Source organism: Mesorhizobium sp. GbtcB19, from assembly GCF_019091085.1.
Taxonomy (GTDB): Bacteria; Pseudomonadota; Alphaproteobacteria; order Rhizobiales; family Rhizobiaceae; genus Mesorhizobium.
Map to the genome: position 1 here is coordinate 76,976 of NZ_JAGXJY010000011.1, position 26,565 is coordinate 103,540.

Genomic DNA, 26,565 nt, shown 5'->3' on the forward strand with positions numbered 1-26,565 from the left:
CACCCCTCATCCGGCCGCTGCGCGGCCACCTTTTCCCACAAGGGGAGAAGGAAAAGAGCTTCCCCATTTGACGATCCCTGCCCTCGCCTGTAGCTGTCGGTCATCCCCAGCGAGGAGCGGCATTGCGATGGCGAGCGACGAAGGTTTCTCCGACTTCTTCTATGCGTCGCCTGACGGCCTGAAGCTCCATGCCCGAATCTATGGCGAGGCAAATGCCGGATTTCCGGTCGTCTGCCTGCCCGGCCTGACCCGCAACGCTCGCGACTTCCACGAGCTGGCACTCCATCTCTCAAGCAAGGCGGAGAAGTCGCGCAAAGTCGTCGCCTTCGACTATCGCGGGAGGGGACAATCCGATTACGATCCGGATATCGGCCATTACAATGTCGGGGTCGAAGCCGGCGACGTGCTTGTCGGGCTGTCGGCGCTCAACATCGAACAGGCCGCCTTCATCGGCACCTCGCGCGGCGGCCTGATCATCCATGTGCTCGGCGCATTGAAGCCGGCCGTGCTGAAGGCCATCGTGCTCAACGACATCGGGCCGGTGATCGAGGCTGAGGGTCTCGCCCATATCCGCTCCTATCTCGACCGCGCGCCGAAACCGAAGACATTCGCCGAGGCGGTCGACACACAGCGGAGCGTGCATGGCTCCGGCTTCCCGGCACTCGGCGATGGCGACTGGGCGCGCATGGTGAACGCGATCAGCCGCAAGACGGAAGCCGGATGGATACCGGATTTCGACCCCGCGCTGGTCGACACGCTGGCCGGCGCCGATCTGTCGAAGCCGCTGCCGGATCTATGGCCGCAGTTCGACGCGCTTGCCGCCGTATCGCTGCTTGCCATCCGCGGCGCCAATTCGAAACTGCTATCGGCGGCGACGCTTGGCGAGATGCAGCGGCGGCATCCCGGCATGGAGGCGATCATCGTCGAAGGCCAGGGCCATGCACCTTTCCTCGAGACCGGCGAGCTGCCGGCAAGGATCGCGGCGTTCCTCGATCGGGCCGAAAATCAAGTCGAATATAAGTAAAGCCCGAGACTATATCAGCCCCGGGCTCTGCCACTAGAATATAGATTTGCGTCCGCCAGCGAGGCCGATCCGCCCGGCCTACTTGCCTTTAGAGCGCTTTTTGGGCGCCTTGGCCGGTTCCGGCCCTTGCTCTTTCCGCGTGGTCGGCGTCGTGAGAGGCGACGCAAACGCGGAAGCTTCCGCCGAGCGCGGCGACGAGTCGTCGGCTCGCGGCTTCTCGAGCACGACGACGCAGCCATCGAGATCGTTGGTGGCCAGATGCGCGTAACGCATGGTCATCGACAGCGTCTGGTGGCCAAGCCACATCTGAACGCGCCTGATGTCGATGCCGCCCTGAACGAGGCGTGAAGCGCAAGTGTGGCGCAGGATATGCGGCACCACCTGCTCGTCGGCGCCAAGGCCGACTTCCGTCTTCGCCTCGTTCCAGATCGCGCGATACTGCGCCTGGGTGAGCTTGGTGAACGGGCCTTTCGGCCGGCGTCCTTCGGTGTTTGGCGGCAGTTTGATCACGTCCTTGACCCGTTCGGTCATCGGAATGGTGCGGCTGCGGCCGGATTTGGTGATCCAGAAGGAGACGCGATGCTCCTGGATGTCGTTCCAGATCAGCCCGAGCGCCTCGCCGAGACGGCAGCCGGTATCGACCAGGAAGACGGAAAGCCGGTAGGCATCCTCGCTGCGGCTCCTGATCGCCGCGAACAGCCTCGCCTCTTCGTCCCTTTCGAGGAAACGAATCCGTCCCGCACGCTCCTTCTGGCGGCGGAATTCGGGCAGGCTGTGGATATCTCCCATCTTATGAGCCTTGCGCAGCAATTTGCTGAGGGCAGCCATCTTGCGGTTGATGGTTGCGTTGCTGTTGCCGCGTTGGCGCAATGTACCGATAAGATTGTCCAGGGTGTTCTGGTCAAAGGTGCTGAAACGCTCTCCGAGAAGGATCTCGTCTATTTCACCGATGAAGGAGCTGACATTGTATTTATGCCGCCCGTCATCCCAGAGTATATCTCGATAAGCTGCAAACAGCTCCCCGATCTTATACGACTTTACTTCCCTGATCTTGTTAAACGTGTAGTTAAACTTCGAATTCTGAGAAGAAAAGACCGCAAAATGACCAGAGGCCTCGGCCTCTTGAACCGCTTCGTTCGACATTTTTAGCCACACCCCCTGTGGTTAAGGGACCAGCCCTAACCGTTTGGAGATGTCCTTTCAAGAGTTTTCGAGTCTCGCGGCCGATCCCATCCACTGCAGCGGATCCCACAAAATCGTTCCACCAGACTCAAATCAGCTTATCGTTTCACCCCCATCCTTTCGTTTGCGTTGACCAACCGCGGAAAATAAAAACGGCCCGGGCGTAGAGACGCCCGGACCGGATTTCAACTGTATCGAACCAGCCCTTAGAAGTCGCGCTGGAAGCGGAGGACGCCGCCGACGTTGTCCTTCTTGGAAGCGCCGAACCACACGCTGTGGCCCGGATCCCTGGCTTCATCGCCAACACGCTGCCAATCAACTTCGGCCGTGACGGTGAGGCCCGGAACAACGGTGTAGGCAACGTTCGCCGCGAGACCGATGTCCTGCCAGTCGTCAGTCGACGCCTGGATGTTGAACGAGGTCTTCTCGTTGAACTTGTAGGTACCACCGCCCCACACAGCCCACTTGCCGCCCCACTGCTTGTACATGCCGCGACCGAACGCCCTGATGTTGGCGGTGGGGTCGAGCAGGTTGTCGTCGGTGCCGTAGCCGGCCATGACGAACAGCGACAGAGCGTCGTTGACGTTCACGTCCAAACGGACCTTGCCGGAGACTTCTTCGTAGTTGCTGTCATAGGCGATGACGCCGGTGATGGCGCCCCAACCCTGGGTCCACTTCACGCCGCCGACGACATGCGGAACGTAGCTGTCGATCGAGTAGATGCCGTAGCCTTCTTCGAGCGAGACGACCGCCGAGAAGCCGTTGCCGGCGTCGAAGTAGTACTGCACGACGTTGGTGTCGAAGCCGCCGTAAGGAACGATCGTGTCGTTCATGACGTTGCCGGCGTAGCCGATGAACGTATCGAAGGCCGATTCGTCCTTACCGACGCGGAGACCACCGAGCTGGATCCAGGCGAAGTTCAGCGAGGAGGAGTTGCCAGCTTCCCAGCCCGTGCCGTAGCCACCGCTGTCGACGGCGTGGTTGCCGAAGTTGAAGCGGGTTTCGGTGTAGGTCTTCAAGGTGCCGAGCTCGGTTTCCTGGCCGGTCCAGGTCTTGAGCGTGAAGCGAGCGCGCTTCCAATAGGTGTCGTGCGGGTCGGCGGCATTCAGGTGGTCCGGAGCGTTGTTCGAACCCGTGATGACGCCCGAGTCACCCACGCCCATGTCGTAACGGACGTAGCCGCCGATGCGCAGGCAGGTCTCGGTGCCCGGGATGTAGAAGTAGCCGGCGCCGTAGACGTCGCAGATCTTGACGTATTCGGCCGGTTCCGGCTCGGCGACGGTCACCGCGTCGGCGGCGCGAGCACCGGAAACTGCGATCAGGGCCGCAGCTGAGCCGAGAAGAAGGCTCTTGATGTTCATTTTCTGACCTCCAGTCAAAAGTTAAAAAACGGGTCTGGGTATTTTTTGCTGAAGGACAGCGTTCCCTGCCCCATCCCCACTACCGAAAAAGATGCGCACCGCGCCGCTCCTTCGAACGTGACCTTTACCCATGAGCCGGCGCCGTTCAACCACGATCGTATCGGCGCAAGGGCTGTCCGAACGCTATCCCCGGGCGTTGTTGCACAAATGACACGATTTGGCCTCACTCCGAAAGCTCTCGTTAACCATCGAGGCCCGCGAGACGGTCGAATCCGGCCGAATCCGGCGACCGGCCGGCTGAATTGCGGCGTCCCGGCGAGTCGCCCTGTCCGGTTCTTGCCGCAGAATCGCCTTGCGAAGGGAGGCTTGTTGCGTACAGCGCAGCGGAGGATGGCGGAGAGGATGGGATTCGAACCCACGAGAAGCTTTTGACCTCTACTCCCTTAGCAGGGGAGCGCCTTCGACCACTCGGCCACCTCTCCGTCGCGCCGCTGGATAAAGAAAAGCGTGGGCACAATCAACAAGGCGGCGCCATAATCGCCGAAAAATCGTCTGGCCGGCAACTTCGGAAAGCGGTGGAGCATCGGCCCAGACGTGGCGAAGCGTGACTTATGCGGCCTTTTCGAGCCAGCAGAGGCGCCTTCATTGGAGCGCCATCGTAGACCAGAAACCGGACACGCAATCACCGGCGGACGCCCCTTCGCCGCGCTGCGCGGGGGCGAAAAAGAGCGCAATAACAAGGCGTTGCTCATAATTTTGGTCGAAAGTTCGCGTCGCTTCCGTTCGATTCTGACTGGAGGTCAGAAAATGAACATCAAGAGCCTTCTTCTCGGCTCAGCTGCGGCCCTGATCGCAGTTTCCGGTGCTCGCGCCGCCGACGCGGTGACCGTCGCCGAGCCGGAACCGGCCGAATACGTCAAGATCTGCGACGTCTACGGCGCCGGCTACTTCTACATCCCGGGCACCGAGACCTGCCTGCGCATCGGCGGCTACGTCCGCGAGGACATCGGCGTGGGCGATGCCGGCTCGCTCGACGGCGTCAACCATTCTCCGGATCACAGGGACGTGGGTGACTCCAACTCGACCTACTGGAAGAATACCCGCTTCACGCTGAAGACCTGGACCGGCCAGGAAACCGAGCTCGGCACGTTGAAGACGTATACCGAAACCCGATTCAACTTCGGCAACAATTACGGCGACTACAATGGCAATCCGTTCAGCACGGGATGGCAGGCGAACAACAAGTCCTATGCCTTGGAATTCGCCTACATCCAGCTCGGCGGTCTGCGCGTCGGCGCTGACGAATCGGCCTTCGATACGTTCGTCGGCTATGCCGGCAACGTCATCAACGACACGATCGTTCCCTATGGCGGCTTCCAGACCAACGTCGTCCAGTACTATTTCGACGCTGGCAACGGCATTTCGGCGGTGGTTTCGCTGGAAGAAGGTTCGGGCACCGACTCCATCGACAGCTACGTTCCGCACGTCGTCGGCGGCCTGAAGTGGACTCAAGGATGGGGCGCGGTCACGGGCGTCGTCGCCTATGACAGCAATTATGAGTCCGTCTCCGGCAAGGTCCGCCTGGACGTGAACGTCAACGATGCCTTCTCGCTGTTCGCCATGGTCGGCTACGGTGAAACCAAGCACCTCGAAGACATCAACAACAACATCGACGTGGCCGGTCGTGGCTTCTACAAGCCATGGGGCGGCAGCTGGGCTGTGTGGGGCGGCGGCACCTACAAGTTCAACGAGAAGACCGCGTTCAACCTGCAGGCTTCGTATGACGACTGGAAGGACATCGGTCTCGCGGCGAATGTTGCCTATACCCTTGTCCCCGGCTTCACCGTCACGGCCGAAGTCGACTGGCAGCGCGTCGGTCAGGGCTCGTTCGACCACGACTCCGTGCTGTTCGACGCGCAGAAGAAGAACAACGTTGGCGGCTTGCTGCGCTTCCAGCGCGACTTCTGATCAATCTCGCCTGTTGAAATCGAAACCCGGCGGGCGCCCGCCGGGTTTTTTCTTGGCGTCCGTCAAAAATGCGGCTTGGCGGCCACGAGGCCGGCCGACGAAGGCCGGGCGTCGGTGTGGCAGTTCACTCGATGCCTTGCCAGCAGCCCAGTTCCCATCGCCGATCACTCAGCCGAGACTGCTTGTCGGTCCGTCGGTGCGCCTGATCAATTCCCGGCCAAATCGCCCAGGGCCTCGATCAGCGGCTCAATGGAGCCGCCATAATTTTTCCAGCGGTTTATCGACGAGCTGTAGATCGGCTGCCGGACCTGCCAGCGGCTGAACGTGTCGACCGGACCGCCCTTGTCGAAAAACCGCAAGCAGGCATCGTCCCACGGCAGACCGAGATGCTCGATCAGGCGGCGTGACTGACCTTCCTGATCCGACACCAGATCCTCGTAGCGATTGCGCAGAATCCGCCCCGGAAAAACCTTGTCCCAATGGCGCATAAGCCTATCGTATTCGCGATAATACAGCCCGAGCGACCTCAGATCGGCATTGTAGACGTTGTCTTCATTGAAGTTCAGAAAATAGCACGAGATGCAATTGTCGATCGCGTTGCGCCGGCAATGAACGATGCGCGCCCTGGGAAACAGCAGCCTGATGAGGCCGACAAGCTCGAAATTATGCGGAAGCTTGTCGACGACCCGCAGCGCATCAGGCGCTTTTTGCCTGATGTGGTGAAGATACTCGTCGGCCAGGGATCTCGACTGATCGATCGTCATTTCCCTTATCGATTTGCGCAATTCTTCCGCAGATCGCGTTCGGGGCGCGAGCCTGTTCATGATCCGCCGGAGCTTCGTCAATTCGCCGGCACCGTGAGCATCGGGATGGCTTGCGCAGATTTGCTCGGTCAAGGTGGTGCCGGAGCGCGGCATGCCGAGCACGAAGACAGGCACCTCCGAAGCGCTTCCATATCCCGTCCTGTCCGCCATCATGTCCGCGCTGAACAGTTCGATCATGAAATCGACGCTGCGGCGGTAGCCATCGATGTCGAAGCGGTCGGGCGAAAGCAGTTTTGCCTTTCGCAGATGTGCCATGGCCTGTTCATAGCGCCGCAGATCATTCAGTACCTTGGCGGCCGCATAGTGGAGCCGTTCCATGCCCTTTCTATCAAGCGCCGGATTTTCGATTTCAGCCAGAATGGATTGGAACTCGGCCGGTTCCGACGAGAATTTCCGGATGCTGGCCAAGCCATCGTAGGCAGCGCCGATATCCTGGCGACGGTCGATCGCCTCCTTCATGTATCGTGCCGCCTCATCCATGCGGCCCAAGCTCACAAGCGCATTGGCCAATCCCATCCGAACAGCGGGATGGTCCTCGTTGATTTCGAGCGCCCTCTCATAAACAGACAGCGCAAGGTCGACCTTGCCTGATTTCGCATAGGCCCGGCCCAGCGCGCAAAGCGCCTCGATCCAGTCCGCCTTCAGTTTTCCGGCAAGCTCGAGATGCCTGATCGCATCGGAATGCTCGCCGACTTTCAGATAGGTCTCTCCCAAGATGAAATGATATTGCGCATTTTGAGGCGCTTCCTTCACCGCCCGCTCAAAGCACCGAATGGCCATCTCGTCGTCCAGATCGAGCGCAAAGGTTCCCAGTATGTACAAAGCAAGGGAGTGCCGCGGGCTGCGGGCCAATACCCGCTGACACAAGGCTTCCGCCTCGGGCAAACGATTCGCCCGATGAAGCTCGACCGCCTGTCTGAGCAGCACATCGTCGGCCTGGGCCTGCGATGGCAGGTTCGCTTTCGGCTGTGCGATTCTCGGCTGTGAAGTCTTCGTCCCGGGCGCTGTCTTGAGGTGTTTGGACCAGGCGGGCGGCAGACGATTGCTCATCATTCCAGATAGCAGAAAAGACCAATCGAATCCACGAGATCCGACCCTGTCGAACTACGAGCAGCGCTGCCGATCTGTCACAACTTCGAGAATGAAAACGGGGAGCGCCGCTGCGCTTCGACGCCGCGAAGCCGGTTAAGCAAAATGCCAAATCGGGCTAAGGCATTTCACCGTTTCACGGAAACGGTGAAATGCCCTATCTCCTTGTTTTTACGCAATTCCGGACGGAAAACCGCTCACACTTTTCCTGGAATTGCTCTAGGTATTCGCCAGATCGCCCAACGTTTCGATCAGCGGCCGTATCTCGCTTTCGTAATTCTTCCAGCGCTTGACGGATGATTTGTAGATCGGTTGTCGGACCTGCCAGCGGCTGGGCGTGTTCACCGAGCCGTCCTTGTCGAAAAACCGAAGACAAGCATCGTCCCAAGGCAATCCGAGGTAATCTATCAGCCGGCGCGATTGCGCCTCCTGATCGTCCACCAGCGTTTCATATCTGTTTTCGAAGATACGGCCCGGAAAAACCTTGTTCCAATGCTGCATCAGGCGATCATATTCGCGATAATAGAGGCCCAATGTCTGCAAATCGGTGTTGTAGGCGTGCCCTTCGCCGAATTTTAGGACAAAGCAAGAGACACAATTATCGATGGCGTCACGGCGGCAGTGGATAATTCTCGCGTTCGGGAACAGCAGACCGATAAGCCCGATCAGTTCGAAATTATGGGGCATCTTATCCACGATCCGAAGCGCGGCAGGCGCCCGTTCCTTCAGATAGTTCAGATGCTCTTCGGCCAACGTCGCGGACAGGTCTTTGGTGATCGACGCCACCGCCTGACCCAAACTTTCGGCCGACGACTTCCTGAGGTCGATGGCGTTTGCGACCCGCCTGAGCTTCATAAGCTCGCCCGCGCCATGAACATCGGGGTGACTGGCGCAGATCTGTTCCGTGAGCGTCGTTCCCGAGCGCGGCATGCCGACCACGAATACGGGCACCTCGGAAGCGTTTCCATAGCCGGCCGTGGCCGCCACCATTTCGGGCGTGAAGGTCTCAATGATCGAATCGACCCAGCGACGGTATTGATCGATATTGAAGTAGCGATCCGAGACCTGTTTCGATTTGTTGAAGTGGTCGAACGCATCCTTGTAGCGCTTGAGGTCGTTCAGCACCTTGCCGGCCGCCAGATGGAGCTTTTCCGCGCCATCGGGGTCCAGCCTGGGGTTTCGCAACTCGGCAAGGATGGATTTGAGTTCCTCAGGTTCTTCGGTGAACTTTTGCGTCTGCACGAGCTCGTTATAGGCCGTCGGAAGCGCGATGCGGCGGTCGATGGCCTCGTGGAGGTAGGCGGCGGCATCGTTCATGCGCCCGACGCTAGTGAGCGCCTTGGCCAATCCGATCCTGACCTTGGGATGATCGGGATTGATTTTCAGGGCCTTCTCGTAGAGCGGCAAAGCCAGGTCGGGCTTACCAAATTCGAGGTAGGCGTTCCCCAATTCACAAAGCGCTTCGATCAGGTCCGGCTGCAACTTCAAGGCATATTGCATATGCTTGATGGCCGACGAGTATTCGGTGACCTTCACATAGGCCGTGCCCAGGCCAAGATGGTAAAAAGGATTGCCGGGCTCCTCGCCGACCGCACGCGCGAAATAGCGCAAGGCCCGCTCGTCGTCATAGCCCAGATAAATCGTTCCCAAAGTATAAAGCGCCAACGGGTGGTTTGGCGTGCGCGCAAGAACCTTCAGGCACAGATCCTGCGCTTCGTCGAGCCGCTTGGCCTGCTGCAGGCTGTAGGCTTGTTTCAGCAGTTGGTCGTCGGCCGGCGTGCGAGGCAGCGCATTTGCCTTCGGCACTGCTCCCTGCGGCAAGCGTGGTTTTTGCGCGGGTCCGGGCTTGAGATGTTTGGACCAGGCTGGCGGCAGACGATTGTTCATTGCGTCTCGCTAGCAAAAAGGGCCCTGAGAATCCAGTCCGGACTGGATGCCCAATCGATCTCTTGCGGCCACCCTTTGCTCGCGCTAGCAAGAGGCCCCTTTCCATGCGAGCCTAAGCCATGCGCCAGCGCCCTTCCCTCACGCCGATCATCGGCGCGCTTCCCACCACGGTGCCGTTCGTCGGCCCGGAGGCGCAGGAGCGCGAGCGCGGCCGGCCTTTCCGCGCCCGCATCGGCGCCAATGAAAGCAGTTTCGGGCCTTCGCCGCGCGTTATCGCCCGCATGGAGAGCGTCGCTCGCGACCAGTGGATGTATTGCGACCCCGACAATTACGAGCTCAAGGTGGCGGCGGCCGCGCATCATGGCGTGGCCACTGAGAACGTGGTCGTCGGCGAGGGCATTGACGGCCTGCTCGGCCTGGTGGCGCGCATGTATGTCGCGCCGGGCGACGCCGTGGTCACCTCGCTCGGCGCCTATCCCACCTTCAATTTCCACATCGCCGGCGTCGGCGGCCGGCTGGTGACGGTGCCCTATGCCAATGACAAGGAAGACCTGGACGGGCTTCTCGCCAAGGTCGTCAGCGAAAAGGCGCCGCTGGTCTATCTCTCCAATCCCGACAATCCGATGGGAAGCTGGTGGGAGGCGCCGGATGTCATCCGCTTCATCGAGGCGCTGCCGGAAACCACCATGCTGGTGCTCGACGAAGCCTATGGCGAGTTGGGACCGGCCTCGGCGCTGCCGCCGATCGATGTCGCCCGACCGAACGTCATCCGTATGCGCACCTTCTCCAAGGCCTATGGTCTGGCCGGCATACGCTGCGGCTACGCTGTGGCCGAGGCCGAGGTGATCCGCGACTTCGAGAAGATCCGCAACCACTATGGCGTCAGTCGCATGGCGCAGATTGCCGGCCTCGAGGCGCTTGCCGATCAGGATTATCTGCGCTCCGTGGTGGCGCGGGTGGCCGCGGGCCGCGAGCGCATTTCGGCCATCGCCAGGCAGAACGACCTGAAGCCTTTGCCGTCGGCAACCAACTTCGTCACCATCGACTGCGGCCGCGACGGCGCCTTCGCGCTGAAAGTGATGCAGGGCCTGTTGTCGCGCGACGTGTTCATCCGCAAGCCGATGGCACCCAGGCTCGACCGCTGCATCCGGGTCAGCGTCGGTCTCGACCATGAGCTCGACATCTTCGCCGAGGAATTGCCGGGCGCGCTGGCGGCTGCGCGCGGAAACTGACCGGCGTAGCTGCTTACACGGCAGAAGGCCCGGTCTGACTGGATTTGTCCAGCAGCCGTGTTGCGCGCTTCAACGCATCCGAAAGCTCCAGCGCTTCCTCGCTACCGAGCCCGGCGATCAAACGGCCGAGATCACGGTTCGTCCCGGTCTCAAGGTCGGCCAGCGCGGTCTTACCCCGCACGGTCAATGAAAGAGCGGGTTGGCAGTTCGCCGGGCCTTTGCGCATTTCAACCAATCCCATGGCGGCAAATTTCCGAACGATCCGCGTGACATGGGCCGGGGCAATGCCCAGTTCGCCGGCAAGTTCGGATGCCACCGGCGCAAGATCGAGATCAAACATGCGTGCCAGAAAGCCGGCCTCGCCTCTTGCCGTCCGGGGTCTTCGGTCGAGCTCGAACAGCACGCGGGCTTCTGCCAGGGTGTACGGGCTCTGGATCAATCTCTCGTCGAGCAGCCCAATCAGGCCGGTGTAAAACCGGTTGAAGCGGCGAATCTCGTCGACCAGGGCTTGGTGCGACATGCGGACCTCCTTCAGAGACATTTGCGCCGCTCCCGATAATTCTCCGATAAGTTGACCACGTCAACTATTTGTATGACAGAGTCACCAATCGCTCGTGACCTTTGCATTTGATCCGCATTGCTCCAGATTGATGGGAAGGAGCGGACAAGTGCAGACCGGGCAAAGAGCGGTTCGGGCGCGTATTTCCGGCAAGGTGCAAGGCGTCAGCTACCGGGTCTGGACGCGTGGCGAAGCTGTGCGCCTGGGCCTCACGGGCTGGGTGCGCAACGAAAGCGACGGCTCGGTATCGGCGCTGATCGCCGGCGCCGACGCAGCGGTTGCCGCGATGATCGATCGCCTGTGGCAGGGACCGCGTGGCGCGGTAGTCTCCAGGGTCGAGATCGAGGACATTTCCGGCGAAGCGCCTGCCGACTTCAGGATAATCGTCTAGAGTGTTCCACTGAAACGCCGAACCGCTCTTATTCCGATGTTTTTACGCAGCTGCGGGCAGAGGGCCAGCGGCGTGTGCGGACGTTGGTTGATGAGACTTGAATTAATTGAACGTTCGTTTTATTAATTGGCATCGACGAGGCGATCATGGCGCGCACCACGGGTTCCGACGGAGAAAAAACGGAAGCGGCCGTCCGCGAGGCGGCGGTCAACCTGATCGCGCGGTTGGGCTACGAGGCGATGTCGATGCGGCAGCTGGCGGCGGAAGTCGGCGTGCAGGCGGCGGCGCTCTATCGCTATTTCCCGACCAAGGAAGACCTCCTGTTCACGCTGATGCGCGAGCACATGGAAGGCCTGCAGCAAGCCTGGAGCATGGCGCGGCCGGCCGCGACTGATCCAGTGGGCCGGCTTGCCGCCTATGTCGAGAACCACATTGCTTTCCACATCGAGCGGCGCCACGCCACCCATGTCTCCAACATGGAATTGCGCAGCCTTTCGCATGAAAGGCTGACGCAGATCCTCAAGATGCGCACGGCCTATGAGAAGGAGTTGCGCATGATCCTGCGCGACGGCGCCGAGGCCGGCGTCTTTGAGATCGACGACACCGGACTGACCGCCATGGCGCTGATCCAGATGATGACCGGCGTCATCGTCTGGTTCCGGCCCGGCGAGCGGCTGTCCGTCGCTGAAGTCACGGCATCATATCTGTCGATGACAATGCGCCTGGTCGGCGCGACAATCAGCCATGGCACCGCGCGTCCCACCAGGCGCGCCGGGGACGTCGTGGCACTCTGATACAGGCATGATCCCCGCGAAGACCGGGGCGTGCGCAGGGAGGAACGGCATGTACACGAATACGCTGAACTTTGGACTTGATAGCGACATAGAGGCCTTGCGCGACACCGTTCGGCGCTTCGCCCAGGACCGGATCGCGCCGATCGCGGCGGAGATCGACCGTTCCAACGAGTTTCCCGCCCATTTGTGGGTCGAGCTCGGCGCGCTCGGCCTGCTCGGCATCACCGCCGATCCGGATTTCGGCGGCAGTGGCATGGGCTATCTCGCGCATGTAATTGCAATGGAAGAAGTCTCTCGCGCGTCCGCCTCGGTCGGCCTCTCCTACGGCGCGCATTCGAACCTCTGCGTCAACCAGATCAACCGCTGGGCAACGCCGGCGCAGAAGGAGAAGTACCTACCCGGCCTTTGCTCGGGCGAGACGGTCGGCGCGCTGGCGATGTCGGAGCCAGGCGCCGGCTCCGACGTGGTGTCGCTTCGGCTGCGTGCCGAAAAGCGCAACGACCGCTATGTGCTCAACGGCTCGAAAATGTGGATCACCAACGGTCCCGACGCCGGGACGATGGTGGTCTACGCCAAGACCGATCCGGAGCGGCATTCGCGCGGCATCACCGCCTTCATCGTCGAAAAAACGATGGCCGGATTTTCGGTGGCGCAGAAGCTCGACAAGCTCGGCATGCGCGGCTCCAACACCGGCGAACTGGTGTTCGAGAATGTCGAGGTGCCGTTCGAGAACGTGCTGCACGAGGAAGGGCGCGGCGTCGAGGTGCTGATGTCGGGGCTCGACTATGAACGCGCGGTGCTTTCCGGCGGCCCGATCGGGCTGATGGCGGCCTGTCTCGACGTGGCGATCCCCTACGTGCACGAGCGCAAGCAGTTCGGCCAGCCGATTGGAACATTCCAGCTGGTGCAGGGCAAGCTCGCCGACATGTATTCGACGATGAACGCCGCGCGCGCCTATGTCTACGCGGTGGCGGCCGCCTGCGACCGCGGCGAGACCACGCGCAAGGACGCCGCTGGCTGTGTGCTGTTCGCGGCGGAGAAGGCGACGCAGATGGCGCTCGACGCCATCCAGTTGCTCGGCGGCAACGGCTATATCAACGACTATCCGACCGGACGGCTGCTGCGCGACGCCAAGCTCTACGAGATCGGCGCCGGCACCAGCGAAATCCGCCGCTGGCTGATCGGCCGCGAGATCATGAAGGAGGGGGTTTAGTGAGCTCTGCTCGTCACCTTCGTCGAGCTTTCATCGACCCGCTTGCGGGCTGCTTCGGCGAGCGTGTCAGATACCCACTGGTTGATCGATTTTCCATCGCTGGCAGCAGCCTTGCCAAGCAAGGCATGGATTTCCGGCGTGGTGCGGAGAGCGAGCTTGCCGGAATAGGGTTTTTGCGGATCGACACCGCGCTCTTTGCAAAAGGCAAGGTAGTCGTCGACGCTGTCGTGGAACGATTTCACCAATTCCTCGGCAGTCTCGGCCTCAAAGGTAACAATGTCGCGAATGCCAAGGATGCGGCCGTGGAACACCATGTCCTCATCATCGAATTCGATCGAGCCGGCATATCCCTTGTAAAGCTTCATGGCCTTATTCCAACGTTCGTCAAAAATTCTCTGATATCCCTGACCGCCCACCGCTTGGTATCGGGTGACGGATGCGGCCGGTGCAGGAACAGCGTCTGGCCGGATATCGTGAACCGGACCCGCGAGCCACTACCTTCCGAAACCTCGGCTCCGAGCGCGATCAACAACGCCTCGACGTCGCGCCACTTGATCGAGGCGCTGACCGGGTTCGCAAATATCTTGTCTAGTGTCTGCCGGTGCGCTGCTTTCATGGCTTTCGCCCTCCCCAATCGAATACCTTTGTGGTCAGTTCCTTTGGGGTTAGGGCGAGAGCCCGAAGTGATACTAAAATATGATATCATTTGAGGTTTGTCAATGCCCGCCTTGACCTCGCAGATCTCCCCCGCCTCCGACACCTTCCGCGCCAATGCCGAGCGCATGCTTGCGCTGGTCGCCGACATTTCAGAGAAGGCCGCCACTATCGAGCGCGGCGGCTCCGACGAGGCGCGCGAGCGCCACCAGGGCCGCGGCAAGCTGCTGCCGCGCGAACGGCTGGCGCAACTGCTCGACACCGGCTCGCCTTTCCTCGAGGTCGGCCAGTTCGCGGCATGGTCGATGTATGGCGAGGATATTCCCGCGGCCGGCATCATCACCGGCGTCGGTCGCGTCGAGGGCACGGAAGTGATGGTCGTCGTCAACGACGCGACCGTGAAGGGCGGCACCTATTACCCGCTGACGGTGAAGAAGCATCTGCGCGCGCAGGAAATCGCGCTGCAGAACAACCTGCCTTGCGTCTATCTGGTCGACAGCGGCGGCGCCAATTTGCCCAACCAGGACGAGGTCTTCCCGGACCGCGAGCATTTCGGCCGCATCTTCTACAACCAGGCCAACATGTCGGCGGCCGGCATCCCGCAGATCGCCTGCGTTATGGGTTCCTGCACGGCGGGCGGCGCCTATGTGCCGGCGATGTCGGACGAGACGATCATGGTGCGCAACCAGGCGACCATCTTCCTCGGCGGCCCGCCGCTGGTAAAGGCGGCGACCGGCGAGGACGTCAGCGCCGAGGAACTCGGCGGCGCCGACGTCCATACCAGGCTGTCGGGTGTCGCCGACCACTATGCGATGGACGACGAGCATGCACTGGCGATTTGCCGGCGCATTATCAGGAACCTCAACCGGAACAAGGCCGTAAGCCTCAATCTGCGGAAGCCGATTCAACCGCTTCACGATCCGCAGGAACTTTACGGCATCGTGCCGACGGATCTGCGCCAGCCCTATGACGTGCGCGAGGTGATCGCCCGCCTCGTCGACGGCTCGGAGTTCGACGAGTTCAAGCAGAATTACGGCACCACCCTGGTCACCGGCTTCGCCCATCTGCACGGCATGCCGGTCGGCATCATCGGCAATAACGGGGTGCTGTTTTCCGAAAGCGCGCTGAAGGGCGCGCATTTCATCGAACTGTGCTGCCAGCGCGGCATTCCGCTTGTTTTCCTGCAGAACATCACCGGCTTCATGGTCGGGCGAAAGTACGAGGCGGGCGGCATCGCCAAGGACGGCGCCAAGCTGGTGATGGCGGTCGCGACGGCCAAGGTGCCGAAGCTCACCGTCATCATCGGCGGCTCGTTCGGCGCCGGCAATTACGGCATGTGCGGCCGCGCCTATTCGCCCCGCTTCCTGTGGATGTGGCCGAACGCGCGCATCTCGGTGATGGGCGGCGAGCAGGCGGCGACCGTGCTCGCCATGGTCAAGCGCGAAGGTATCGAGCGCAAGGGCGGGCAATGGAGCGCCGAGGAGGAGGCGAAATTCAGAAAACCGATCCTGATGAAATACGAGCATGAGGGCCACCCGCTCTATTCCTCGGCGCGGCTCTGGGACGACGGCATCATCGATCCGGCCAGGACCCGTGACGTGCTGGCGCTGAGCCTTTCCGCCGCGCTCAATGCCGGCATCGATGAAACCAGGTTCGGCGTGTTCAGGATGTGACGATGGATATTGGCGCAAGGATCAGCATCCACACCGGCGACATCACCAAACTTGCGGTCGACGCCATCGTCAATGCCGCCAATTCCTCGCTGCTCGGCGGCGGCGGCGTCGATGGCGCCATCCATCGCGCGGCTGGGCCGGAACTGGTCGCCGAGTGTCGTATGCTCAATGGCTGCAGGACCGGCGAGGCCAAGCTGACCAAGGGTTATCGCCTGCCGGCGCGTTACGTCATCCACACGGTCGGTCCGGTCTGGCAGGGCGGCGGCATGGGCGAAGCGGAGTTGCTCGCTTCCTGCTACCGGCGCTCGCTCGAAATCGCCCGCGACCATGACTGCCGCACGATCGCCTTTCCGGCAATCTCGACAGGCATCTACCGCTTCCCGAAGGACGAGGCGACCGGGATAGCGGTCGGCGCCTCAAGCGACTTCCTGCGGCAAAACACACTGCCGGACGTCGTTACCTTCTGCTGCTTCGACGACCAGACGGCGGAGCTTTACCGGCAAACCGTTGCTGGCGCCGGGAAGGGCTGAACTTATGGACCAAAGGATTCCTCAATACAGCCAAATGCGAATTTCCACGTGGCCGCTGGCGCGGGCCGAAAATATTCGCTATTCCTCATCTTGCATTGGGCAGATGGGGTTGGGTGGAAATGATCTTGAAATATTGCCGCAAGCCGATTGTTTCGATACTTGCAGGATTTCTAATATTTATGACACCCGCCGCCCAGGCTGGCGGATCGCTGGCCGGCAGCAAAGGCGACGTGCGCTATCCGGTGACCATTCCTTGGGGCACGACGGGTGGCTGCGGCAAAGCGTATGCGGCATACATAGCGGCTTCGGGCCATTCGGCCTTCGCGGCAACACCGATCGTTCCGCAAACCGAGTACTTCATTTGCGGCGCGAAGTTGAACGCCCCGTCGCAAAAGGCGGCCGAGGACCTGGCGCTGAAATCGTGTCAGGCCAGCAAGAGCAAATACAAGGTTACGGTCGCCGGCGACTGCAGCCTCGCGGCCTCCAAATAGGCTGTGAACCGCCAGCTTTTTCTTGCCAGGGGAAACAGAATGAACTCCCGGTTTTTCGAACGGACCGCGGCCTCGCTCCTGGCGGCGCTGTTGCTGATTGCAGCACCTGGCGCCGGCATGGCCGGATCGCTGGCAGGCAGCAAGGGCGACGTTCATTATCCGGTATACTTCCCTCCTGGCACGAAGGGGGACTGCGGCAAGGCGTACAATGCCTATATCGCAGCGGGTGGCCATTCGGCCTACGCGTCCACCCCGATCGCCAGGATGACGGAGTTCTTCATCTGCGGCTTGTCCGTGAACGCCAAGAGTCAGCAGGCTGCGGAGGATCTCGCGCTGCGCAACTGCCAGGGCGGCTCGAAGAGATACAAGTTTCAGACCAGCGGAGCCTGCAGCATCGCCGCGTCGAAATAGGTGATCAGCCACAGGCTTTTTCTTCCCGGGAGGGGCGGAATGAAATCAATGGACTTGCGACGAGCGGCTGCGGCGCTGGCGGCCGCGCTGGTTTTGGCGACGCCCGGTATAGGCATGGCCGGATCGCTGGCGGGCAGCGTGGGCGACAAGCGGTTTGCTCCGACTTTGTCGCTCGATCCCAAACAGCCCTGCACCAAGGCTTACAACGCCTATATCGCCGCGAGCGGCCACTCGGCCTATGCGACGACAGCGTATGTGCGGGTCATGGATGGCTACGTCCTGTGCGGCGCCAAGTACAATGCGCCGTCGCAAAAGGCAGCCGAGGAACTGGCGATGAAATCCTGCCAATCCGCCCGGGCGCACTACAAGGTGGCGTCCGGCAGCGTGTGCCTAATCGCGGCTTCGAAGTAAGCGGGCAAAGATCCAATCGGAACCGCCCGCGCCATATCCGGGAGGTTCCATGTTCGGCAAGATCCTGATCGCCAATCGCGGCGAGATCGCCTGTCGTGTCATCCGCACCGCCCGCAAGCTTGGCGTGCACACCGTCGCCGTCTATTCGGATGCGGATGCGCGTGCCCTGCATGTCGAGATGGCGGACGAGGCGGTGCATATCGGCGCTTCGCCCGTCGGCGAAAGCTATCTGCGCGGCGACAGGATCGTCGCGGCGGCACTGGCGACCGGTGCCGAGGCCATCCATCCAGGCTACGGTTTCCTGTCGGAAAACCCCGACTTCGTCGACCAGGTGACGGCGGCAGGGCTGGTCTTCATCGGTCCGTCCGCCGCCTCGATCCGCGCCATGGGACTGAAGGACGCCGCCAAGCGGCTGATGGAAACGGCCGGCGTGCCGGTGGTGCCCGGCTATCACGGCGAGGCGCAGGAGATCGTACTACTGGCCTCCAAGGCGCGCGAGATCGGCTATCCGGTGCTGATCAAGGCACGTGCCGGCGGCGGCGGCAAGGGCATGCGGCGCGTCGACCACCCCGACGATTTCTCCGAGGCGCTATCGAGCGCGCGGCGTGAAGCGAAAGCGGCGTTCGGCGACGACCGCGTGCTGGTGGAAAAATATGTCGACAAGCCGCGCCATATCGAAGTGCAGGTGTTCGGCGACAATTTTGGCGATGCGGTGCATCTTTTCGAACGCGACTGCTCGGCGCAGCGCCGCCACCAGAAGGTGATCGAGGAAGCCCCTGCCCCGGGCATGACGCCGGCGCTGCGCAAGGCGATGACAGAAGCCGCGGTGAAGGCCGCCAAGGCGATCAACTATTCGGGCGCCGGCACCATCGAGTTCATCGTCGATGCCTCGCAGGGGCTCAAAGCCGACCGCTTCTGGTTCATGGAGATGAACACGCGACTGCAGGTCGAGCATCCCGTCACCGAGATGGTCACCGGCGTCGACCTCGTCGAATGGCAGCTTCGCGTCGCTTCCGGCGAAAAACTGCCGAAGACGCAGGCAGAAATCACTCTATCGGGCCACGCCTTCGAGGCGCGCCTCTATGCCGAGGACGCAGCGAAAGGGTTCCTGCCGGCAACCGGCACGCTGCATCATCTCAAATTCCCCGACGCGGCGCCGCAAAGCGCCGCGATGCGCATCGAGACCGGTGTGCGCGCCGGCGACGCGATCTCGCCCTTCTACGATCCGATGATCGCCAAGCTGGTGGTGCACGGCAAGGACCGGGCCACGGCGCTCGGCGCTCTGCGCGAGGCGCTGGCAAGGACGGAAGTGGCTGGCTCGACCGTCAACACCGCCTTCCTGGCGGCGCTCGCGGCCGACGCCGATTTCGCGGCGGGCGACGTCGATACCGGCCTGATCGGCAGGCATCAGGGGGCGCTCACCGCCATTCCCGCGCCGAGCGACGAGACGATCGCCGCCGCCGCGCTGGCCGCGACCGACGCCGGCGCGCCGGGTGCTGCCGCCGATCCGTGGTCCGCGCTTTCAGGCTACGCGCATTTCCATACGCTCGCCCGCCGCATCCGCCTGCGCCACGGCGAGGAGAACATCCTGGCCAGGGTTTCGGCACGGCCGGACGGCCGCTTCCAGGTGGCGCTGGAGGCGCCGCATGATGCGGTGAACACGCATGATTTGAGGACCATGCCGCATACCGCCTGCTGGCCCGGCCACGTCACCGTCTTCGACGGCGCGCTCGGCTACACGTTCGCGGTTCCCGATCCGCTGGCCAAGGCCGACGAGGCGGGAGCCGCCTCGGGCAGCCTGCGCGCGCCGATGCCTGGGCTGGTCAAGCTGGTGCGGGCAGCGGCGGGCGATGCCGTGATCAAGGGCCAGCCGCTCCTGATCCTCGAGGCGATGAAGATGGAACATATGATCGCCGCGCCGCATGACGGGGTGATCGCCGAGATCGCGACCGAAGGCGCGCAGGTCAGCGACGGCACGGTGCTGGTGCGGTTCGCGGAGGATGGCCAGGGTTGAACGCTCGTTCGCTTGTCTCGTTAACGAGACAAAAATAGCTAGGTATGGCGGGACAGCGCCCCTTTGTCCTGCCGGACAGAGCGGGCGTCGTAGAGCGTCGGCCTCGCCTGTACGTCAATGCCATCGCACAAACGAAAATGGCCGGGACAAGCCCGGCCATTTCCTCAATTGCAGAACCGATTACGGCTGGATCGGCGCGTATTTGCCGTCGTGCCACTGGTTGATGTCGTAGCTGGCGTTCTTCAGGTCGCCCTTCTCGTCGAAGATGACGTCGCCGACGACGGTGCTGATCGGCTTGCCGTCCTTGAGCGCCTCGGCGACCTTGGCCGGATCGTCGCTGCCGGCGCGCTTGACGCCTTCGGCAACGGCCTGGATCACGGCATAGGAGAACAGCGTGAAGCCTTCCGGGGTGAAGCCGCCGGCCTTGATCTTGGCGACCGCGTCCTTGGCTTCCGGCTTTGACTGCGGGTCCGACGGGAAGACGAACATGGTGCCTTCACCGGCCGGGCCGGCGACCTGCCAGAATTCCGGCGAGGCGATCGAGTCCGGCATGATCAACTGGAACTTGACGTTCTGCTCGGCCGCCTGACGCAGGATGAGGCCCGCCTCAGGGTGGTAGCCGCCGAAATAGACGACGTCGGCCTTGAGTTCCTTCAGCTTGGTGACGAGGGCCGAATAGTCCTTCTCGCCGGCATTGATGCCTTCATAGTCGACTTCCTTGAGGCCGCCGGCATTCATCGTCGCCTTCACGGCGTCGGCCACGCCCTGGCCGTAGGCGCTCTTGTCGTGCAGCACGACGACGTTCTTGCCTGCGTATTTCTTGGCGATCCACGGGCCGATGAAGGCGCCCTGCGCGTCGTCACGCGTATAGAGGCGCATGATGGTCGGCCAGCCGGACTTGGCGGCGGCGTCGGTCAGCACCGGGTTGGACGAGGCCGGGCTCATCATCAGCGTGCCGGCTTCGGCGTAGACGGCCGAGGCCGGAATGCTCGAGCCCGAGCAGGCATGGCCGTCGACGAACTTGACGCCGTTGGCGACGATGCGGTTGGCGACCGAAACCGCCTGCTTCGGATCGCACTGGTCGTCCTCGATGTCGAGCTTGATCTGGGAGCCGTTGACGCCGCCCGCCGCGTTGATGGCGGCGGCGGCGGCCTGCGCGCCCTGCTTGAACTGGTCACCGATGGTGGCGAGCTGGCCGGTCATCGGGCCGACCACCGAAATGGTGATGTCGTCGGCAAAGGCGACCGGTGCGCTCATCATCAGGCCAAATGCGGCCGCGCTCAAAATACCCAATTTTTTCATGACTATAGAACTCCTCCACTTATGCGCGGCGGCATGGCCGCGCTTCTTCCACAGAGCCGGGACAATTTCACCCTTCGCCGAAACTGTCGAGAGGACAGTGAGGCCGGTTTTGGTTCATTCCGGCGAGGATTTCTTGGGCCACGCGCGTGATTACCAAGCGTAATGCAAAAAGCCGCGCCGACCTTGTTTCGGTCGGTCACGGCTTTTGCAGTCGAGCTCCCCAGACGCCCCCGCGCCTGAAACCCGCTCGCTTCCCTGTTATTTCGCGCAACTTTGCCGGGTTTGGCCTGTTGCGTTCTTGCTCTTGGAAACCGGCCGTCTTGTCGCGGCCTTATCCTCTGAAGACTTTCGGGCCCGAAGCCGGCAGGATCAGTGCATCGTCATCCATTCGCGCGCTTCGCGCAGCGCCTTGGCGATCTCGATCTTCGACATCGTGGCCGACAGTTCCGAGCGCAGCTCGGCGGCGCGGGCCGAACCCTTGATCGCGGCGATGTTGAACCATTTGTGGGCGGCGACGACGTCGGTGTCGCAATCGCGGCCCGTCGCATACATCATGCCCAGTTCGAAAAGAATGTCGGCCTGGGCAGTTGCCCCCATGGCGCCGAAGCCGTCTTCCAGCATCTCAAAACGTGCCATTTCAATCCCCTGTCTGGCTCCCGAGAGCTGCCTCCTTTTTCCCTTGGTGTCCCTTGGGGCGGGCCGCTCTTTCGATGCTTTCGAGGATGACGGCTGCCATTGAATCCGTCGTTAAATGGCTTGCTTAATTTGAGGAAAACAAAGCTAAAACAATAGGTAAACGCTGAAATTCATTAAGCATGGGAATCCAGCGTTTCAGCCATTTTGCGTCAAATTCGATGAAAATTTCCAGGAGCGGAATCAAGACTTCGCTAACCACGGAAACCGAAGCGTTTTTCCGGCCGCGTTTATTTTCAGCCATCCGCGCGGCGAAAATCCTTGCAACCTTCCGTGGCGGCACCGCTTTTGTTTTGGCGGGAGCTGGATTAGCTTTACCTTTGCGTAAGGGGCAGACGGGCGGATCGCCCCGCCGGAAACCATAGGGAGGACAGATATGTTTCGAAAAGTGAGCCTGGCCCTGGCGGCCACCATGATCATGGCGGGCGCTGCGCTGGCGGACCCGATCGAAGGCAACTGGAAGACGCAGGCCGGCGACACCGCGGCGATCGGCGGCAGCGGGTCTTTCTCCATCACGCTCAAGACCGGTAAATACGCCGGCAAGACCATCGGCTCGCTGAAGGCGACCGGCGACAACAAATATGCCGGTAGCATCACCGACCCGGCGAACGACAAGACCTATTCCGGCAAGGCGACGCTGTCGGGCACTTCGCTCAAGATGAGCGGCTGCGTGCTCGGCGGTCTGATCTGCAAGAGCCAGACCTGGCATAAGCTCTGATCGGAATTTCTGATTGTCCAAAACGGGGCCTGAGCGGCCCCGTTTCTTTTTGCAGCCGCTGCGCTTCGCCGGAACCGACCCAAGCAGCAGGCGCCGCTCAAACCCTCGTCAATCAATTTGAACCGCAGATGAATACCGGTCTCAGAACCGGTTCAGAGGCATTGCGGCATTCTCTCCCGCATTGAAGGAGAGAGAAATGCTTGCGCGTCGCTTCACCATCGTCTGCCTGCTGATGAGCCTGTTCGGCATGCTCTTCGCCATTCTCGTGGCGGAGGCCGGGCATCCGGCTCGCTCGTGGGAACGGCCCGTGGCTGCGTTCTCGGCTTGGTGAACCAAGTCAAGCGCTGAAACGACCAAGCTGGAGAGCAATCAAATGAACAACCGGGGACACCACCAAATGAACCGCATCGCCGCCACCGCAACGAAGATCCTTCGGCTGCTGCCGCGGGCGACGCTCATCCTCATGCTGCTCGCCGCCCCGGTGCTGGCAGTGCCGATGATGCGCGCCGACACCGACCACCGGATCGAAGCGCCGGCAAACAAGAACCGGAGCGTCGGCTTCGTGCTGCTGGTCAGCCTGCAGCGCGGGCAGGCTCTATAGGTTGTGGGGTCGGATTGCCAGGCCGGCCGCCTCCAATCCGAACCCGGCTTAAACGCGCCTGAAGAAAATCGACGCTGTCGGCCCTCGCGGCACCGCCGCCCCCTCCCAAGCGCTCTCCTGAGTCTCTATATTGAGCCATGGAAAAGCGAATCTACCCCCAAGCCATCGAATCTGTCGTCATGCCGGAGCCCTTCGGCAAGCAGGAATTCCACGACGCCAAAAAGGCCGTCGCGGCACTGCAGGCGCTTTACGCCCGAAACACCAAATTCCTGCGCGACTCCTTCGCGGCCCTTGCCGCGGGCGGCGACGAGAGCAAGCGCTACCGGGCCTTCTATCCGCAGATCGGCGTCACCACGACCTCGTTCAGCCAGGTCGACTCCCGCCAGGCCTACGGCCACATGCCGACGCCAGGGAATTTCTCCACCACGATCACGCAGCCGCAGCTGTTCGAGAACTATCTCATCGAGCAGCTGAAGCTCATCATGCGCAATCACGGCGTAACGGTGACGGTGTCGGAATCGACGACGCCGATCCCGCTGCATTTTGCCTTCCTGGAAGGCACCTATGTCGACGGCGCCGCGGCCGAGCGCATCAAGCGGCCGATCCGCGACCTGTTCGACGTGCCGGATCTCGACGGCACCGACGACCAGATCGCCAACGGCACGTTCGAGGTGGCATTCGGCGAACCACGGCCGCTGGCGCCGTTCACCGCGCAGCGCATCGACTATTCGCTGCATCGCATGACGCATTACACCGCGACCAGCCCGCAGCATTTCCAGAACTTCGTGCTGTTCACCAACTATCAGTTCTACATCGACGAGTTCGTCCAGCGCGCCCGCGACCTGATGGAGAGCGGTGGCGGCGGCTACAGCGAATTCGTCGAGCCGGGCAATGTCGTGACCAAGGCTGGAGCCGCCGCGCCGGGCGAAGGTACACCGCCGCAGCGCCTGCCGCAGATGCCGGCCTATCACTTGAAGAAGCCCGGCCATGGCGGCATCACCATGGTCAATATCGGCGTCGGCCCGTCAAACGCCAAGACCATCACCGACCACATCGCGGTGCTTCGGCCGCATGCCTGGGTGATGCTCGGCCACTGCGCCGGCCTGCGCAACACGCAGGCGCTGGGCGACTATGTGCTGGCGCATGCCTATGTGCGCGAGGACCATGTGCTCGACGACGACCTGCCGGTCTGGGTGCCGATCCCGCCGCTGGCCGAAATCCAGGTGGCGCTGCAGGAGGCGGTCGCCGAAGTCACCGGGCTGTCCGGCTACGACCTCAAGCGCATCATGCGCACCGGCACCGTCGCCACGATCGACAACCGCAACTGGGAACTGCGCGACCAGCGCGGGCCGGTGCAGCGCCTGTCGCAGTCGCGGGCCATCGCGCTCGACATGGAATCGGCCACCATCGCCGCCAACGGTTTCCGCTTCCGCGTGCCCTACGGGACGCTGCTGTGCGTCTCCGACAAGCCGCTGCATGGCGAGTTGAAGCTGCCGGGCATGGCGACTGAATTCTACAAGCGGCAAGTGGCGCAGCATCTCACCATCGGCATCAGGGCGATGGAGAAGCTCGCCGAAATGCCGATGGAAAGGCTGCATTCACGCAAGCTCAGAAGTTTTTCCGAGACGGCCTTCCAGTAGCCAGCGGGAGCCGCAGGGACACGGCGAGGCAATCCGTCGTCTTGCTTGGGCCGCAATTTGGCCGATAAGCGATCCGGATGGAAGGTCGGGGTAGTCGGAGCAGATGACAACGGGCGGTGCGCGCTTGAGCATGGTGGCTCAGCTGACATTCCTGGCGATGATGGCATGCTCGGCCGCGCTCCTGGCAGGGTTCTTCGGCGCGCTGCATCCGGCCTTCGATTCCTTCTCGCATTTCCGCATGCATCTGAGCGTGCTGACGGCCTTGTTGGCGCTGTCGCTGCTTGCCGGCTCCTACCGGCTGCAGGCAGTAGCGGTGCTGGTCTTCGCCATTGCCTGCTTCGCCACGACGATGAGCGCGCTGCCCAGACTGTCGGCGCAGCAGGCGATCGCCAAGCCGGCCGACCGGATCGTCTACAGCCTGCTGCAGATGAATTTGCGCTTCAACAACCCGACGCCGAAGAAGGTGCTGTCGCTGATCGGCCGGACCAATCCGGACGTCATCACGCTGGACGAAGTGTCAGCGATGTGGGCGACCGAGCTCGGCTATATCGCCGGCGCCTACCCCTATCGCATCCTTTGCGACTATCCCAACGGCGTATTCGGCGTCGCGCTGCTGTCGCGCCGCCCCTTTGCCGCCGGCACGGCGCCGCGTTGCGAGCCGCGCGGCGCGATGGCCACCGCCACGATCGATTTCGGCGGCGTTCCCGTCAAGGTCGCCGCGATCCATCTGAGCTGGCCATGGCCGAAGGAGCAATACTGGCAGATCGGCGAACTGTCGGAGTCGCTGGCCGCGCTCGGCGAAACCGCCATCATGGCCGGCGATTGCAACGCCGTGCCGTGGAGTGCCGCGGTGCGGCGGGTGGCGCGGCTCAGCGGCATGACGATGATGCCGTCGGCCGGCCCGACCTGGATCCACCGCACATTGCCGGACTTCCTGCGCCGCTATGCCGGCCTGCCGATCGACCAGGTGTTCAGCAAGGGCGGCGTGACGATCCTGTCTTCGGCCCGGCTGGAGGATACCGGCTCCGACCATCTGCCTGTTTTGGTCGAGTTCACGCTGCGGCCCGACGCGCCCGAGGATGAGCATAAATCGGCGCTGGCTCAGAATACCTCGTCTACCGAGCCACGCGGCTGACGCGCTCGCGTCGTCATCCCAGCGCATAGGGATGCGGAGCCGAGCATACCGATCGGCCTATCAAGGCTTGATCAGGGCCATGACCAGATGCTCGACGTGGCCGCCTTGGCGATGCTCGCTCGCATCGAACGCGATCTGCTTGGCCTCATATTGCGCATAGACTGCCTCGATGCGGCGTCGCGCTTCGCGACGCGCCTTGTTGCAAGAGGAGTCGTTGGCGATCCTGAGGCCGGCGACCGATAGCTCGGCGGCGCGCATCATTTGCCTGGCGACGCGGCCATGGGTCTCCTCATGCGCCCGCACGCCGGCGAAGAACCGGCTCCAGCGCTTCCTTAGCGCCGGTGTCATGGGCGAAACGACACGGGGAAAGGTGTAAAGCATGCTCATCGTGCCGTTCGCCTGGCGTACCCGGCAGGAACCCTTGTCCTGGAGCACGACGAGATCCCAGCTGGCCACGTAGGACGTCTGGGCGATGGCGTGCGTCATGAAGCCACGCTTCGGGCCTTTGCGGTTGATGGCCACGATGAGCGCGGCGCCGGTATCGCCGCTGACGTCATATGTGCGCGTTTCGACCTGGATCCTGCTGCCGGCCGAGGCTTGCGGCGCACAGAGCGCGCCGATGGCAACGAGACACGTCAGAACCTTCAGTCGCATCCATCTTCCCCCTATCCGAGGAGAAGGAACCACAGCCACGTTTCCGTTTCAACAATAATGGCCGGGCGGATACTTAGATAGTGGTCTCCCGCCCCGGCAGCGCGGCCCACATGC

General features: G+C 62.2%; 27 protein-coding genes and 1 tRNA gene. 17 read left to right on the forward strand and 11 right to left on the reverse strand.

All coding sequences use genetic code 11. From position 1 onward, the window contains the following. Window positions 1-127 precede the first annotated feature (127 nt). Window positions 128-1,024 carry an alpha/beta fold hydrolase gene (locus KVT37_RS19390; RefSeq protein ID WP_217575988.1) on the forward strand — a complete coding sequence of 299 codons (897 nt, stop codon included), beginning with the start codon at window positions 128-130 and terminating at the stop codon, window positions 1,022-1,024. A gap of 78 nt (window positions 1,025-1,102) precedes the next feature. Here KVT37_RS19390 and KVT37_RS19395 read toward each other — a convergent pair whose 3' ends face one another. The 3 genes from KVT37_RS19395 to KVT37_RS19405 all read right to left on the reverse strand — a co-directional run bounded on the left by KVT37_RS19395 (window position 1,103) and on the right by KVT37_RS19405 (window position 4,049). Beyond that, a complete protein-coding gene (locus KVT37_RS19395) occupies window positions 1,103-2,167 on the reverse strand; it encodes a site-specific integrase (RefSeq protein WP_217575990.1) in 1,065 nt (354 codons plus the stop codon). Window positions 2,168-2,412: 245 nt separating this feature from the next. Continuing rightward, on the reverse strand, window positions 2,413-3,567 hold the full coding sequence (locus KVT37_RS19400) for a porin (protein ID WP_217575992.1): 1,155 nt from the start codon (window positions 3,565-3,567) through the stop codon (window positions 2,413-2,415). 391 nt (window positions 3,568-3,958) lie between these two features. Then, a tRNA-Ser gene (locus KVT37_RS19405) sits at window positions 3,959-4,049 on the reverse strand. A gap of 325 nt (window positions 4,050-4,374) precedes the next feature. Between KVT37_RS19405 and KVT37_RS19410 the strand changes: the two genes are divergently transcribed. Further along, the gene (locus KVT37_RS19410; protein ID WP_217575994.1) at window positions 4,375-5,535 is read left to right on the forward strand and encodes a porin; all 1,161 of its coding nucleotides are present in this window, start codon (window positions 4,375-4,377) and stop codon (window positions 5,533-5,535) included. A 206-nt stretch (window positions 5,536-5,741) separates the two neighbouring features. On the opposite strand, the gene KVT37_RS19415 is transcribed toward KVT37_RS19410, so the two are convergent. Beyond that, window positions 5,742-7,409: a tetratricopeptide repeat-containing sulfotransferase family protein gene (locus KVT37_RS19415; protein ID WP_217576196.1), complete on the reverse strand. Its 1,668-nt coding sequence runs from the start codon at window positions 7,407-7,409 to the stop codon at window positions 5,742-5,744. A gap of 258 nt (window positions 7,410-7,667) precedes the next feature. Further along, the gene (locus KVT37_RS19420) at window positions 7,668-9,335 is read right to left on the reverse strand and encodes a sulfotransferase (RefSeq protein ID WP_217575996.1); all 1,668 of its coding nucleotides are present in this window, start codon (window positions 9,333-9,335) and stop codon (window positions 7,668-7,670) included. A gap of 119 nt (window positions 9,336-9,454) precedes the next feature. On the opposite strand from KVT37_RS19420, the gene KVT37_RS19425 reads away from it, so the two are divergent. Then, window positions 9,455-10,567, forward strand: a complete 1,113-nt coding sequence (locus KVT37_RS19425) for a pyridoxal phosphate-dependent aminotransferase (protein ID WP_217575998.1) — start codon at window positions 9,455-9,457, stop codon at window positions 10,565-10,567. Window positions 10,568-10,580: 13 nt separating this feature from the next. On the opposite strand, the gene KVT37_RS19430 is transcribed toward KVT37_RS19425, so the two are convergent. Next, window positions 10,581-11,087: a MarR family winged helix-turn-helix transcriptional regulator gene (locus KVT37_RS19430; protein ID WP_217576000.1), complete on the reverse strand. Its 507-nt coding sequence runs from the start codon at window positions 11,085-11,087 to the stop codon at window positions 10,581-10,583. Between the two features lie 130 nt (window positions 11,088-11,217). On the opposite strand from KVT37_RS19430, the gene KVT37_RS19435 reads away from it, so the two are divergent. From KVT37_RS19435 to KVT37_RS19445, 3 genes are all read left to right on the forward strand, one after another. After that, on the forward strand, window positions 11,218-11,517 hold the full coding sequence (locus KVT37_RS19435; protein WP_217576002.1) for an acylphosphatase: 300 nt from the start codon (window positions 11,218-11,220) through the stop codon (window positions 11,515-11,517). 146 nt (window positions 11,518-11,663) lie between these two features. Continuing rightward, window positions 11,664-12,311 carry a TetR/AcrR family transcriptional regulator gene (locus KVT37_RS19440; protein WP_217576004.1) on the forward strand — a complete coding sequence of 216 codons (648 nt, stop codon included), beginning with the start codon at window positions 11,664-11,666 and terminating at the stop codon, window positions 12,309-12,311. Between the two features lie 49 nt (window positions 12,312-12,360). Further along, a complete protein-coding gene (locus tag KVT37_RS19445) occupies window positions 12,361-13,524 on the forward strand; it encodes an isovaleryl-CoA dehydrogenase (protein ID WP_217576006.1) in 1,164 nt (387 codons plus the stop codon). On the opposite strand, the gene KVT37_RS19450 is transcribed toward KVT37_RS19445, so the two are convergent. Together KVT37_RS19450 and KVT37_RS19455 are read right to left on the reverse strand one after the other, a co-directional pair. After that, window positions 13,521-13,889: a type II toxin-antitoxin system HicB family antitoxin gene (locus KVT37_RS19450; protein ID WP_140807565.1), complete on the reverse strand. Its 369-nt coding sequence runs from the start codon at window positions 13,887-13,889 to the stop codon at window positions 13,521-13,523. The genes KVT37_RS19445 and KVT37_RS19450 overlap by 4 nt on opposite strands. Then, window positions 13,886-14,140: a type II toxin-antitoxin system HicA family toxin gene (locus KVT37_RS19455; protein WP_140822150.1), complete on the reverse strand. Its 255-nt coding sequence runs from the start codon at window positions 14,138-14,140 to the stop codon at window positions 13,886-13,888. Before KVT37_RS19455 ends, KVT37_RS19450 begins: the two co-directional genes overlap by 4 nt. Before the next feature lie 103 nt (window positions 14,141-14,243). Here KVT37_RS19455 and KVT37_RS19460 point away from each other — a divergent pair, with 103 nt between their 5' ends. The 6 genes from KVT37_RS19460 to KVT37_RS19485 all read left to right on the forward strand — a co-directional run bounded on the left by KVT37_RS19460 (window position 14,244) and on the right by KVT37_RS19485 (window position 19,708). Continuing rightward, the gene (locus tag KVT37_RS19460; RefSeq protein ID WP_217576008.1) at window positions 14,244-15,851 is read left to right on the forward strand and encodes a carboxyl transferase domain-containing protein; all 1,608 of its coding nucleotides are present in this window, start codon (window positions 14,244-14,246) and stop codon (window positions 15,849-15,851) included. 2 nt (window positions 15,852-15,853) lie between these two features. Then, window positions 15,854-16,381 carry an O-acetyl-ADP-ribose deacetylase gene (locus KVT37_RS19465; protein ID WP_217576010.1) on the forward strand — a complete coding sequence of 176 codons (528 nt, stop codon included), beginning with the start codon at window positions 15,854-15,856 and terminating at the stop codon, window positions 16,379-16,381. 119 nt (window positions 16,382-16,500) lie between these two features. Next, complete coding sequence (locus tag KVT37_RS19470) at window positions 16,501-16,872, forward strand: hypothetical protein (protein ID WP_217576012.1); 372 nt, start codon at window positions 16,501-16,503, stop codon at window positions 16,870-16,872. 39 nt (window positions 16,873-16,911) lie between these two features. Continuing rightward, a complete protein-coding gene (locus KVT37_RS19475; protein WP_217576014.1) occupies window positions 16,912-17,283 on the forward strand; it encodes a hypothetical protein in 372 nt (123 codons plus the stop codon). 39 nt (window positions 17,284-17,322) lie between these two features. Beyond that, window positions 17,323-17,694, forward strand: coding sequence for a hypothetical protein (locus tag KVT37_RS19480; protein ID WP_217576016.1), 372 nt, complete (start codon window positions 17,323-17,325; stop codon window positions 17,692-17,694). Between the two features lie 49 nt (window positions 17,695-17,743). Continuing rightward, on the forward strand, window positions 17,744-19,708 hold the full coding sequence (locus KVT37_RS19485) for an acetyl/propionyl/methylcrotonyl-CoA carboxylase subunit alpha (protein WP_217576019.1): 1,965 nt from the start codon (window positions 17,744-17,746) through the stop codon (window positions 19,706-19,708). Window positions 19,709-19,888: 180 nt separating this feature from the next. Here KVT37_RS19485 and KVT37_RS19490 read toward each other — a convergent pair whose 3' ends face one another. Both KVT37_RS19490 and KVT37_RS19495 read right to left on the reverse strand, forming a co-directional pair. Further along, entirely contained in the window at window positions 19,889-21,010 is a 1,122-nt protein-coding gene (locus KVT37_RS19490; RefSeq protein WP_217576020.1) for an ABC transporter substrate-binding protein, read from the reverse strand. Window positions 21,011-21,379: 369 nt separating this feature from the next. Beyond that, the gene (locus KVT37_RS19495; RefSeq protein ID WP_112095690.1) at window positions 21,380-21,646 is read right to left on the reverse strand and encodes a sel1 repeat family protein; all 267 of its coding nucleotides are present in this window, start codon (window positions 21,644-21,646) and stop codon (window positions 21,380-21,382) included. Window positions 21,647-22,079: 433 nt separating this feature from the next. Here KVT37_RS19495 and KVT37_RS19500 point away from each other — a divergent pair, with 433 nt between their 5' ends. From KVT37_RS19500 to KVT37_RS19515, 5 genes are all read left to right on the forward strand, one after another. Beyond that, window positions 22,080-22,421, forward strand: coding sequence for a DUF2147 domain-containing protein (locus tag KVT37_RS19500; RefSeq protein WP_217576022.1), 342 nt, complete (start codon window positions 22,080-22,082; stop codon window positions 22,419-22,421). A gap of 196 nt (window positions 22,422-22,617) precedes the next feature. Beyond that, window positions 22,618-22,752, forward strand: coding sequence for a hypothetical protein (locus KVT37_RS33805; protein WP_306796981.1), 135 nt, complete (start codon window positions 22,618-22,620; stop codon window positions 22,750-22,752). Window positions 22,753-22,818: 66 nt separating this feature from the next. Beyond that, window positions 22,819-23,022: a hypothetical protein gene (locus KVT37_RS19505; protein WP_217576024.1), complete on the forward strand. Its 204-nt coding sequence runs from the start codon at window positions 22,819-22,821 to the stop codon at window positions 23,020-23,022. 179 nt (window positions 23,023-23,201) lie between these two features. Beyond that, on the forward strand, window positions 23,202-24,662 hold the full coding sequence (locus KVT37_RS19510) for an AMP nucleosidase (protein ID WP_254634132.1): 1,461 nt from the start codon (window positions 23,202-23,204) through the stop codon (window positions 24,660-24,662). Between the two features lie 130 nt (window positions 24,663-24,792). Continuing rightward, window positions 24,793-25,797 (forward strand): endonuclease/exonuclease/phosphatase family protein, encoded by a 1,005-nt coding sequence (locus KVT37_RS19515; RefSeq protein ID WP_217576197.1) that lies wholly within the window; start codon window positions 24,793-24,795, stop codon window positions 25,795-25,797. A gap of 60 nt (window positions 25,798-25,857) precedes the next feature. Here the strand turns inward: KVT37_RS19515 and KVT37_RS19520 are convergent, their stop codons facing one another. Beyond that, on the reverse strand, window positions 25,858-26,451 hold the full coding sequence (locus tag KVT37_RS19520) for a DUF922 domain-containing protein (protein WP_217576028.1): 594 nt from the start codon (window positions 26,449-26,451) through the stop codon (window positions 25,858-25,860). Window positions 26,452-26,565 lie beyond the last annotated feature (114 nt).

Excerpts from the sequence above, each read along its gene's own strand:
- KVT37_RS19470 (WP_217576012.1), top strand. The coding sequence starts at position 16,501 with ATGATCTTGAAATATTGCCGCAAGCCGATTGTTTCGATACTTGCAGGA.
- KVT37_RS19505 (WP_217576024.1), top strand. The coding sequence starts at position 22,819 with ATGAACCGCATCGCCGCCACCGCAACGAAGATCCTTCGGCTGCTGCCG.
- KVT37_RS19455 (WP_140822150.1), bottom strand. The coding sequence starts at position 14,140 with ATGAAAGCAGCGCACCGGCAGACACTAGACAAGATATTTGCGAACCCG.
- KVT37_RS19400 (WP_217575992.1), bottom strand. The coding sequence starts at position 3,567 with ATGAACATCAAGAGCCTTCTTCTCGGCTCAGCTGCGGCCCTGATCGCA.
- KVT37_RS19475 (WP_217576014.1), top strand. The coding sequence starts at position 16,912 with ATGAACTCCCGGTTTTTCGAACGGACCGCGGCCTCGCTCCTGGCGGCG.
- KVT37_RS19480 (WP_217576016.1), top strand. The coding sequence starts at position 17,323 with ATGAAATCAATGGACTTGCGACGAGCGGCTGCGGCGCTGGCGGCCGCG.
- KVT37_RS19495 (WP_112095690.1), bottom strand. The coding sequence starts at position 21,646 with ATGGCACGTTTTGAGATGCTGGAAGACGGCTTCGGCGCCATGGGGGCA.
- KVT37_RS19490 (WP_217576020.1), bottom strand. The coding sequence starts at position 21,010 with ATGAAAAAATTGGGTATTTTGAGCGCGGCCGCATTTGGCCTGATGATG.
- KVT37_RS19425 (WP_217575998.1), top strand. The coding sequence starts at position 9,455 with ATGCGCCAGCGCCCTTCCCTCACGCCGATCATCGGCGCGCTTCCCACC.
- KVT37_RS19390 (WP_217575988.1), top strand. The coding sequence starts at position 128 with ATGGCGAGCGACGAAGGTTTCTCCGACTTCTTCTATGCGTCGCCTGAC.
- KVT37_RS19450 (WP_140807565.1), bottom strand. The coding sequence starts at position 13,889 with ATGAAGCTTTACAAGGGATATGCCGGCTCGATCGAATTCGATGATGAG.
- KVT37_RS19465 (WP_217576010.1), top strand. The coding sequence starts at position 15,854 with ATGGATATTGGCGCAAGGATCAGCATCCACACCGGCGACATCACCAAA.
- KVT37_RS19520 (WP_217576028.1), bottom strand. The coding sequence starts at position 26,451 with ATGCGACTGAAGGTTCTGACGTGTCTCGTTGCCATCGGCGCGCTCTGT.
- KVT37_RS19435 (WP_217576002.1), top strand. The coding sequence starts at position 11,218 with ATGGGAAGGAGCGGACAAGTGCAGACCGGGCAAAGAGCGGTTCGGGCG.
- KVT37_RS19445 (WP_217576006.1), top strand. The coding sequence starts at position 12,361 with ATGTACACGAATACGCTGAACTTTGGACTTGATAGCGACATAGAGGCC.
- KVT37_RS19415 (WP_217576196.1), bottom strand. The coding sequence starts at position 7,409 with ATGAGCAATCGTCTGCCGCCCGCCTGGTCCAAACACCTCAAGACAGCG.
- KVT37_RS19460 (WP_217576008.1), top strand. The coding sequence starts at position 14,244 with ATGCCCGCCTTGACCTCGCAGATCTCCCCCGCCTCCGACACCTTCCGC.
- KVT37_RS19515 (WP_217576197.1), top strand. The coding sequence starts at position 24,793 with ATGGTGGCTCAGCTGACATTCCTGGCGATGATGGCATGCTCGGCCGCG.
- KVT37_RS19410 (WP_217575994.1), top strand. The coding sequence starts at position 4,375 with ATGAACATCAAGAGCCTTCTTCTCGGCTCAGCTGCGGCCCTGATCGCA.
- KVT37_RS19420 (WP_217575996.1), bottom strand. The coding sequence starts at position 9,335 with ATGAACAATCGTCTGCCGCCAGCCTGGTCCAAACATCTCAAGCCCGGA.
- KVT37_RS19510 (WP_254634132.1), top strand. The coding sequence starts at position 23,202 with ATGCCGGAGCCCTTCGGCAAGCAGGAATTCCACGACGCCAAAAAGGCC.
- KVT37_RS19430 (WP_217576000.1), bottom strand. The coding sequence starts at position 11,087 with ATGTCGCACCAAGCCCTGGTCGACGAGATTCGCCGCTTCAACCGGTTT.
- KVT37_RS19485 (WP_217576019.1), top strand. The coding sequence starts at position 17,744 with ATGTTCGGCAAGATCCTGATCGCCAATCGCGGCGAGATCGCCTGTCGT.
- KVT37_RS19440 (WP_217576004.1), top strand. The coding sequence starts at position 11,664 with ATGGCGCGCACCACGGGTTCCGACGGAGAAAAAACGGAAGCGGCCGTC.
- KVT37_RS33805 (WP_306796981.1), top strand. The coding sequence starts at position 22,618 with ATGCTTGCGCGTCGCTTCACCATCGTCTGCCTGCTGATGAGCCTGTTC.
- KVT37_RS19500 (WP_217576022.1), top strand. The coding sequence starts at position 22,080 with ATGTTTCGAAAAGTGAGCCTGGCCCTGGCGGCCACCATGATCATGGCG.
- KVT37_RS19395 (WP_217575990.1), bottom strand. The coding sequence starts at position 2,167 with ATGTCGAACGAAGCGGTTCAAGAGGCCGAGGCCTCTGGTCATTTTGCG.